Origin of the sequence: Amycolatopsis sp. NPDC059021, from assembly GCF_042739895.1 — a bacterium.
In the GTDB taxonomy this organism is placed as follows: domain Bacteria; phylum Actinomycetota; class Actinomycetes; order Mycobacteriales; family Pseudonocardiaceae; genus Amycolatopsis.
The window spans coordinates 50,424-61,259 of sequence record NZ_JBHYIQ010000030.1 but is presented as its reverse complement, the minus strand read 5'-3'; the positions used below and the strand labels follow the sequence as shown (position 1 = coordinate 61,259).

The 10,836-nt window shown below is 71.7% G+C and carries 2 protein-coding genes; both read right to left on the bottom strand.

All coding sequences use genetic code 11. The annotated features are described in order from the left end of the window. Positions 1–10 precede the first annotated feature (10 nt). The gene (locus tag ACFWX1_RS19610; protein ID WP_378389216.1) at positions 11–5,374 is read right to left on the bottom strand and encodes a beta-ketoacyl synthase N-terminal-like domain-containing protein; all 5,364 of its coding nucleotides are present in this window, start codon (positions 5,372–5,374) and stop codon (positions 11–13) included. Positions 5,375–5,451: 77 nt separating this feature from the next. Next, positions 5,452–10,827 (bottom strand): beta-ketoacyl synthase N-terminal-like domain-containing protein, encoded by a 5,376-nt coding sequence (locus ACFWX1_RS19605; protein WP_378389171.1) that lies wholly within the window; start codon positions 10,825–10,827, stop codon positions 5,452–5,454. Between the last annotated feature and the right edge of the window lie 9 nt (positions 10,828–10,836).

Genomic DNA, 10,836 nt, shown 5'->3' with positions numbered 1-10,836 from the left:
CGCGACGGGGTCAGGTGAGGCCCAACTCCTCGTCGATGAAGTCGAGGACTTCGTCGGCGGAAGCGGACTCGAGCTGATCCGCCACCGTCGCGACGTCCGCCTGTTCGAGAACTCCGTTGCATCTGGCCACCAGGCCCTGAAGGCGAAGCGTGATACTGGTTTTCATGGCCTCGTCGAGCCGAAGCCCGCTGATCAGCGACTCGACGTCTTCGATCTTCGCCTGCACAAGGGAAAGCGCGTCGTCGCTGACGCCGAGTTCGGCGCGCAGGTGCCGGGCTAGGACGAGCGGGGTGGGATAGTCGAAGGCCAGCGTCGCGGGCAGCTTCAACCCCGTCCCCTCGCGGAGCCGGTTGCGCAGCTCCACCGAGGTGAGGGAGTCGAACCCGGCGTCCTTGAACGCCGTGTCCGCACCGACCGCGTCCGGCCCGGAATGCCCGAGCACCGCCGCGACCTGACCACGCACCAGCTCGACGAGCAGCGCCTCCTGCTCGGCCGCCGCGAGCCCGGCCAGCCGGTGCAGCAGCTCGTTGTCCACTGTGGACGCGGCCTGCGCCTGCCGCCTTCCCGCCCGGACCAGGCCGCGCAGCAGGTGCGGCACCGCACCGCCCGCCCGCACCTCCCGCAGGTCCAGCTTGACCGGCACCAGCAACGCGTGCTCCGCGCTCACCGCGGCGTCGAACAGTGCCATGCCCTCCTCGGCCGAGATCGGCTGCACCCCACCACGGCTCATCCGTGCCTGATCGGCCCCGCCGAGATGAGCGGTCATGCCGGTCGCCTGCTCCCACAGGCCCCACGCCAGCGACAACCCGGGCAGGCCCGCCGCCCGGCGATTCGCCATCGCCGCGTCGAGGAACGCGTTCGCCGCCGCGTAGTTGCCCTGCCCCGGCGAACCGAACACCCCGGATCCCGAGGAGAACACGATGAACGCGTCGAGATCCCGGTCGCGGGTCAGCTCGTCCAGATGCCGCACCGCGTCGACCTTCGGCGCGAACACCCTGGCCAGCCGCTCTCGCGTCAACGTCCCGATCACGCCGTCGTCCAGCACTCCCGCCGTGTGCACCACACCGGCCGGGCGATGCTCGGCCAGCAGGGCGGCGACCTGGTCCCGATCGGCCAGGTCACAGGCCACAATGGACACTTCCGCGCCCTGCCCGGTGAGGTCGGCGGCCAGGTCCTTCGCGCCCTCGGCGTCCATGCCCCGCCTGCTGGCGACCACCAGACGACGCACACCGTGGCGGGTGACCAGATGCCGCGCCACCAAGCCACCCAGTACGCCGGCACCGGAGACAAGGACCGTCCCTTCCGGACCGAACACGACCGGCGAATCCGGTGTCTCGCCGACGCGGGCGAGGCGCGGGACGAGGAAGGACGTTCCGCGCGCAGCGATCTGCGGCTCTCCGGTGGCGAGCACCGCCCCGAGAAGTGGTTCCGCTTCGGTGCCGGGTTCGAGGTCCAGCAGGGTGATCCGGTCCGGGTTCTCCGCCTGTGCGGAACGGACCAGGCCCCACACCGCCGCCGCGGCCGCGTCGGTCTCCGCGCCGCCCCCGGCGGGCACCGCGCCGCGTGTCACCACCACCAGCCGCGACTCCTCCAGCCCCGGCCCGGCCAGCCAGGCCTGGAGCACGTCCAGCACCCGGGAGGTCAAGGCCAGCGTGTCGCCGGTACCGGCTGCCTCCAGCACCGCGGTCGTGTCGCCGGTCAGGGCCGCCACGTCGGCGGCGGTGGTCACCGCCACCCACGACGGCGACATTTTCCCTTGTGACAAAGGAAGTTCGGTCCAGTCCACCCGGAACAACGAGTCGCGGTTCTCGGTGGTGCCGAGCAACTCGGCGGACACCGCACGGAACGCCACCGAGTCCGCGGATACCACCAAGTGCCCGGTGCCGTCCGCCGCTTCCAGGGACACTGCGCCGGATCCGCCGGGCACCAGTCGCGCTCGCAGCGACGACGCACCCGCCGCGTGCAGCACCAGCCCGCGCCACTCCACGGGCTGCCGCTGCCCTTCTTCGTTCAGCAAAGCCGGATGCAACGCCGCGTCCAGCAAGGCCGGGTGGAGACCGAACCCGGCGGCGTCCTCCCGCTGCTCGTCGGGCAGCGCGATCTCGGCGAAGGTTTCCTCACCGCGCCGCCACACCGCCCGCACGCCCTGGAACACCGGCCCATAGCCGAAACCGCGCGCGGCCAGTTCGTCGTAGACGTCCTCGGCGCCGGCCTGCTGCGCGCCCGGCGGCGGCCAAGCCGTGAAATCGAATCCGGCGGCCACACTCGACGTCGCCGACAGCACGCCCGTCGCATGGCGGGTCCACGCGTCCGTGTCGTCGTCGTGCTGGGAGTACACCTCCACTGTGCGCGAATCGTTCTCGCCCGGTCCGCCCACCGTGACCTGCACCCGGACCCCGCCGCGCTCCGGCAGCACCAACGGCGTCTCGATCACGAGTTCGTCCAGCACCGGACAGCCGGCCTCGTCCCCGGCTCGCACGGCCAGCTCGGCCAACCCGCTGCCGGGAACGACGATCACGTCGTCGAGCGTGTGCTCGGCCAGCCACGGATGCGACGTCGACGACAACCGCGAGGTGAAGACGAAGCTGTCCGACTGCGGCAGCCGCACCACCGCGCCCAGCAATGGATGATCGGCCGCCACCTGCCCCAGCGACGCCGCGTCGCTCGCCGACTCAGCAGCCCGCAACCAGTAGTGCTGGTGGTCGAAGGCATACGTCGGCAGATCCACTCGCCCGGACACCGGCGGCAGCAAGGCACTCCAGTCCACCGGGACACCGCGGACGAACAGCTCCGCCATCGACATCAGGAGCCGCCGCTGACCGCCGTCGTCACGCCGCAACGACCCGGTCGCCAGCACGTCGGCATCGGCGTCGTCGGCGATTTCGCTGATCGACTGGACGAGCACGGGATGCGCGCTCACCTCGACGAACACCCGGTGCCCCGAGCCGATCAGATCCGCCACCGCGGGGCCGAAACCCACCTGGTTGCGCAGGTTCCGGTACCAGTAGCCGCCGTCCACGACTCCGGCTTCGCGGATCCAGTCGCCGGTCAGGGTGGAGTAGAACGGCATGGACGGAGCCTGCGCGCCGATCCCGGCCAGTGCTTCGGCGAGGGGTTCCTCGATGTCCTCCACGTGCCGGGTGTGCGAGGCGTAGTCGACCGCGACCCGCCGCACGCGAATGTCCTGAGTGGACAAACCGGCCAGCGCCTCGTCGAGCGCCTGGGCATCCCCGGCGATCACCACCGACGAAGGACTGTTGACCGCCGCCACCTCCACGCGGTCCTCCCACGGCGCCAACCGCGCGACCGCGTCCTCCTCACTCAACGCCACCGAGGCCATGCCACCGCGTCCGGACAGCTTCGCCGCGATCGCCTGGCTACGTAACGCGACCACCTTCGCCGCATCCTCAAGGGACAGTGCGCCCGACACACACGCCGCCGCGATCTCACCCTGCGAATGACCCACCACCGCGTCCGGCACGACACCTGCCGACGACCACACCGCCGCGAGCCCCACCATGACCGCGAAACTCGCGGGCTGCACCACATCGACCCGGTCCAGGTCTGCCTCACCGCGCAGAACGTCCACAAGGGACCAGTCAACCCACGGATCCAATGCGGCGGCGCACTCCGCGATCCGCTCCGCGAACACCGGTGACGAGTCCAGCAACTCCCGGCCCATTCCGGCCCACTGCGAACCCTGACCGGGGAACACCCACACGACCTTGCCCGGAACCCCCGAAACAGCCACTCGGCCGGTAACGACGTCGGGCGCGCTTTCACCACGCGCCAACGCCGCCAAGCCGACCCGGGCTTCCTCGGGCGAGTCCGCCACCACGACCGCGCGCTCACCGAACAAGGCCCGGCACGACACCAGCGCACCGGCGACGTCCACCAGCGCCGCTCCCCCCGTGTCCACATAGGACGCCAGGCGACCGGCCTGCCCGGAAAGAGAGCCGGTGCTCCGCGCCGACACCACCAACGGCACCACCCCGGCAGGCGGTACCTCGGCCGGGACCGGCGCCTCCGCCGCGGGCGCTTCCTCCAGGATGAGGTGCGCGTTCGTCCCGCTGATCCCGAACGAGGACACCCCGGCCCGGCGCGGACGGCCTTCACCCGGCCACTCCCGCGCCTCGGTCAGCAGCTCCACAGCACCCGCGGACCAGTCCACCTCGGTGGTCGGTTTGTCGACATGCAGCGTCGGGGGCAGCACACCGTGCCGCAGCGCCTGCACCATCTTGATCACACTGGCCACGCCCGCGGCCGCCTGCGTGTGCCCGATGTTCGACTTCACCGAACCCAGCCACAACGGCTTCTCCGGGTCCCGGTCCTTCCCATACGTGGCAAGCAAAGCCTGCGCCTCGATCGGATCGCCCAGCGTCGTGCCCGTGCCGTGCCCCTCCACAACGTCCACATCGGACGGTGCAAGCCCGGCGTCGGCCAGTGCCGCGCGAATCACACGTTGCTGCGACGGGCCGTTCGGCGCGGTCAGCCCGTTCGACGCGCCGTCCTGATTCACCGCGATGCCGCGCACCACGGCCAGCACCTGGTGCCCGCGCTCCCGCGCGACCGACAGCCGCTCCAGCACGAGCACGCCGACGCCCTCGGCGAGCCCCATCCCGTCCGCGCTGTCCGCGAACGCCTTGCAGCGGCCGTCGGTGGCGAGCCCTCGCTGCCGCGAGAACGACACGAAGGAACCGGGCTGCGCCATCACCATCGCGCCTCCCGCGAGCGCCATCGAGCAGTCACCGCGCCGCAGCGCCTGCGCGGCCAGATGCATCGCCACCAGCGAGGACGAACACCCCGTGTCCATGGTGACCGCCGGGCCCTCGAAGCCGAGCACGTACGACACCCGGCCGGACGCGATGCACGGCGCCGCGCCGGTGCCGACGAAGCCCTCCAGCTCGGGCGCGATCGCTCCGCCGCCCGGCCCGTAGCCCATGCTCGCCACGCCGGTGAACACGCCGACATCGCTGCCCTTCAACGAAAGCGGGTCGATGCCCGCCCGCTCCACGGCCTCCCAGGACGTCTCCAGCAACAGCCGCTGCTGCGGGTCCATGGCGACGGCCTCGCGCGGCGAAATCCCGAAGAACCCCGCGTCGAAAAGCCCCGCCTCGTGCAGGAAGCCGCCCTCGCTCGCATACGACGTGCCGGGGCGGTCCGGGTCCGGATCGAAGAGCCCGTCCAGATCCCAGCCCCGGTCGCCGGGGAACCCGGAGACGGCGTCGGTGCCGTCCGCCACCAGCCGCCACAGGTCTTCGGGCGAGGACACGCCTCCCGGGTACCGGCACGCCATCGCGACGATGGCGATCGGCTCCCGCGCCTGGTCCTCGGCTTCGCGCAGCCGCTGGCGGGCGTCGCGGGCGTCGGCGATGGCCCTCTTGAGGTAGTCGCGGAGTTGTCCCTCGTCAGCCATTGAACTCAGCTCCCCGGAGTTTCACGTGTGCGGTTTCAGTCGAGTCCGTCGACGAGCGCGAACAGCTCCTCGTCGCTGGCGGTGTCGAGGTCCTCGGTGACGGTGGCCGCGCCCTCGGCCGCCTTCAGCAGTTCCCGCAGGCGCGTGGCGATCCGGTCGCAGTCGCCGCCGGAAGCCGCGATGGCGGTCTCCAGACCGGCGAGACCGGCGAGCACCGAATCGGCGGGGGACGCCTCGTCGACGGCGAGTTCGGTTCGCAGATGACGGGCGAGGGCCTGGGGATTCGGATGGTCGAAGACGAGCGTCGCGGGCAGTTTCAGGCCGGTCGCCGCCCGCAGCCGGTTGCGCAGCTCCACCGAGGTCAGCGAGTCGAAACCGGCGTCCTTGAACGCCGCGTCCGCCCGGACACCGCCGGCGTCGGCATGCCCGAGCACGACCGCGACCTGACCGCGGACCAGCTCGAGCAGCAGCGCTTCCTGTTCAGCGGCGGCGAGTCCGGCCAGCCGGCGGGCCAGACCGCCGTCCTCACCGGACGCCGCCCGCGCCGCCTGCCTGCCCGCCCGGACCAGGCCGCGCAGCAGGTGCGGGGTCGCGCCGCCGCTCGCCGCGTCGGCCCGCACCTCGCGCAGGTCCAGTGCGATCGGCACCAGCAGGGCGTGTTCCGTGCCCACCGCGGCGTCGAACAGCTCCATGCCCGCACCGGATTCGAGCGCCCGGACGCCCCCGCGTCCCTCACGCCTGCTCATCCGGGCCAGGGTGAGTTCGTCGATGGTGCCCGCCATGCCGGTGAGCTGCTCCCACGGGCCCCAGGCCAGCGACAGCCCCGGCAGGCCCGCCGCGCGGCGGTGTGCCATCAGCCCGTCCAGGAAGGCGTTCGCCGCCGCGTAACCGCCGCTGCCCGCGCCCATGAAGATCGACGAGGCGGACGAGTAGACGATGAACGCGTCGAGATCCCCGCCGCGGGTCAGCTCGTCGAGATGCCGCACCGCGTCGACCTTCGGCGCGAACACCTTGGCCAGGCGCTCCGGGGTCAGCGCCCCGGTCACCCCGGCGTCGAACACGCCCGCCGTGTGCACGACCGCGGTCGGCCGGTGCTCTTCGAGCAGAGCCGCCACCTGAACGCGCTCGGCGACGTCACAGGCCACAATGGACACTTCCGCGCCGTGGCCGGTCAGTTCGGTGACGAGGTCTTCCACGCCTTCGGCGTCCTTGCCCCGCCTGCTGGCGAGTACCAGCCGCCGCACGCCGTGCCGGGTGACGAGGGCACGAGCCGCGAGACCGCCGAGCGTTCCGCCTCCCGAGACCAGCACCGTCCCTTCCGGACTGAACACGGCGGGCGATTCCGGTGTCCCGGTGACCCGGGCGAGCCGCGGTACCGAGAACGTCGTGCCCCTGACCGCGACCTGCGGCTCACCACTGGCCAGCACCGCGCCCAGCACCGGCGCCACCCCGGCGTCGACGTCCAGCAGGACGATCCGGTCCGGGTTCTCCGCCTGAGCGGCGCGCACCAGACCCCATACCGCCGACGCGGCCGGATCCGTCACCGCGCCGTCACCGGCGGGCACCGCACCACGCGTCACCACCACCAGCCGCGACTCCTCCGAGCCTTCCCCGGCGAGCCAGGCCTGCACGACCTCCAGCACCCGCGAGGTCAGGGCCAGCGCGTCGTCGGTCCCGGACGCTTCCAGCACCGGGACGCGGTCTGCCACTGCCTTCACGTCGTCAGCGGTGACGACCGGCACCCAAGCCGGTTCCGCTGTGTCCACTGAGGACAGTTCGGTCCAGTCCACCCGGTACAGCGAACTGGTGCGCGCCGTGTCGAGCTGTTCGGTGGACACCGCACGCAATACCAGCGAGTCCATCGTCAAAACCGGGCCGCCGGTCTGATCGGCTGCTTCGACCGACAACGCGTCCGGCCCGCCCGGCGCGACCCGCACCCGCAGCGCCGAAGCACCCACGGCATGCAGAGCCAGTCCGTTCCACGAGAACGGCATCACCGACTTCCCGGGTTCGCCCGTCGCGGCCGCGGCGATCGTCCCGGTCTGCAGGGCCGCGTCCAGCAGCGCGGGGTGGAGGCCGAAACCGGCCGCTTGCTCCCGCAGCGCGTCGGGCAGGGCGACCTCGGCGAACACCTCGTCACCGCGCCGCCACACCGCCCGCACGCCCTGGAACGCCGGCCCGTACGCATAACCGCGCTCGACGAGGTCGGCGTAGAATTCCCCGATCTCGACGTGCTGCGCACCCTGCGGCGGCCAAGCGGTGAAGTCGAAGCCGGTGCCGCCGCCCGGCGTCGCGGACAACAGGCCGGTCGCGTGCCGCGTCCATTCCTGGTCGCCGTCCTCGCGAAGGGAATACACGTCCACCGTGCGCGAACCGTTCTCGTCGGGCCCACCCACCGTGACCTGGACGCGGACTCCGCCGTGCTCCGGCACGACCAGCGGTGCCTCCGTCACGAGTTCGTCGAGTACCGGGCACCCGGCCTCGTCGCCGGCCCGTACCGCCAGCTCGACCAGTCCTGTCCCGGGGAAGAGCACCACTCCGCCGATCGCGTGATCGGCCAGCCACGGATGCGTCCGCACCGACAACCGCGAGGTGAACACCAGCCCGTCCGACTGCGGCAGCGGCACGACCGCGCCCAGCAGCGGATGCTCGGCCGCCGCCTGCCCCAGCGACACGGCATCCGCCTGCGCGGCGGGGTGAAGCCAGTAGTGCTGGTGGTCGAAGGCGTAGGTCGGCAGGTCGGCTCGCGCGGGCGGCACCATCGTGGCCCAGTCCACCGGGACACCGCGGACGAACAGCTCGGCCATCGAGGTCAGCAGCCGTCGCAGGCCACCATCCTCGCGCCGCAACGATCCCGACACCACGGCTTCGGCGTCCTCGGTGATCTCGCTGATCGGCTGCACCAGCACCGGATGCGCACTGACCTCGACGAACACGCCGTGCCCCTGCCTGAGCAGATCCTCCACCGCCGGGCCGAAACCGACCTGATTGCGCAGGTTGCGATACCAGTAACCGCCGTCCAGCACCCCGGCGTCGCGCACCCAGTCGCCGGTGACGGTCGAATAGAACGGCACGGCGGGCGCCTGCGCCGAGATCCCGTCCAGAGTCTTTTCCAGCGTGTCGCGGATGTCCTCCACGTGGCGGGTGTGCGAGGCGTAGTCCACCGCGACCTGCCGCACGCGGATTCCGTCGCCGGACAGCACTTCCAGCGCCTCGTTCAGGGCGTGGGCGTCACCCGCGATCACCACCGAGGACGACCCGTTCACCGCGGCCACCTCGACCTGGCCCTCCCACGGTGCCAGCCGCGCGACCGCCTCGTCCTCGCTCAACGCGACCGAGGCCATCCCACCGCGTCCGGACAACTGCGCCGCGATCGCCTGACTGCGCAAGGCAACCACCCTCGCGGCGTCCTCAAGGGACAGTGCCCCCGACACACAGGCGGCGGCGATCTCCCCCTGCGAATGACCCACCACCGCGTCCGGCCGTACGCCCACGGACTCCCACACCGCCGCGAGACCGACCATCACCGCGAAACACGCGGGCTGCAGGACATCGACCCGATCCATCAACCCGGGGTCGGTCTCCCCGCGCAGCACGTCGAGCAGCGCCCAGTCGGTCCACTGGTCCAGCGCGGCCGCGCAGTCCTTGACGCGGGCGGCGAAAACCGGGGACGCGTCGAGCAGTTCCCGGCCCATGCCCGGCCACTGCGTCCCCTGGCCCGGGAACACCCACACGACCTTGCCCGGCCCCCGGACACTGCCGGTCACCACACCGGCCGCGTCCTCGCCGCGAGCCAGCGCTCGCAGTCCGGCGAGTGCCTCGTCGGCCGAGCCCGCGACCACGACGGCACGTTCGTCCAGCATCGCGCGGCACGACACCAGCGCACCGGCCACGTCCGCGAGCGGCACTCCGGCCGTCTCGGCGAACGCCGCCAGCCGATCGGCCTGACCGGCCAGGGAACCGGTGCTGCGTGCCGAGATCACCACAGGCACGACGTCCGCAGGCGGCGCGTCCGTGGTGGCCGCGGGTTCCTCGGGTGCTTCCTCGATGATCAGGTGCACGTTCGTCCCGCTGACACCGAACGAAGACACCCCTGCCCGGCGAGGAGTCCCGTTGCGTGGCCATTCCCGGGCCTCGGTCAGCAGTTCCACCGCGCCCTCGGACCAGTCCACCTGGTTCGTGGGTTCGTCCACGTGCAAGGTCGGCGGCATGACGCCGTGCCGCAACGCCTGCACCACCTTGATCACACTCGCCACCCCGGCGGCCGCCTGCGCGTGCCCGATGTTCGACTTCAGCGAACCCAGCCACAACGGGCTTTCCCTGTCCTGCCCATAAGTCGCCAGCAAGGCTTGCGCTTCGATCGGATCACCCAGCGTCGTCCCGGTCCCATGCGCCTCGACAATGTCCACATCGGACGCCTTAAGTCCGGCGTTCGCCAGCGCGCCCCGGATCACGCGCTGCTGCGAAGGGCCGTTCGGCGCGGTCAAGCCGTTGGAGGCGCCGTCCTGGTTCACCGCGCTGCCGCGCAGCACGGCGAGGACGCGGTGGCCGCGTTCACGCGCCACCGACAGCCGCTCCAGCGCCACCACGGCGACGCCTTCGGCGAGCACCATGCCGTCGGCGCTCGAGGCGAACGCCTTGCACCGCCCGTCCGCCGCCAGCCCGCGCTGCCGGGAGAACACTACGAAGGAATCGGGACCCGACATCACCATCGCCCCGCCCGCCAGCGCCATCGAGCAGTCGCCTTGCCGCAGCGCCTGCGCGGCGAGGTGCATCGCCACCAGGGAGGACGAACACGCCGTGTCGATCGAGACGGCCGGGCCTTCGAGACCAAGCACATAGGACACCCGGCCCGACGCGACACTCGACGCCAGCCCGGTGCCCGCGAAGCTCTGCATCTCCGGACCGGCCAGCCCACCGCCGTAGCCCGACCCGCCCACGCCGGTGAAGACGCCGACCTCGGTGCCCTTCAGCGAAAGCGGGTCGACACCGGCGCTCTCCAGTGCCTCCCAGGACGCCTCCAGCAGCAGCCGCTGCTGGGGATCCATGGCGAGCGCCTCACGCGGCGAGATCCCGAAGAAGCCCGGGTCGAAAAGGCCCGCTTCATGGAGGAATCCGCCCTGGCTGGTGTACGACGTCCCCGCGCGGTCCGGGTCCGGATCGAACAGGCCGTCCAGATCCCAGCCACGATCCTCGGGAAATCCCGACACCGCGTCCCGGCCCTCGGACACCAACCGCCACAAGTCATCCGGCCCCGCGACACCACCCGGCAACCGGCACGCCATGCCGACGATCGCGATCGGCTCACGGGCGGCGTCGAGCAGCCGGCGGTTCCGCTTCTTCAGCGTGCCGACCTCTTCGAGGGACTTCCGCAGCGCCTCGACGACCTTCTCATACGACGCACTCACCACATGCCCCAA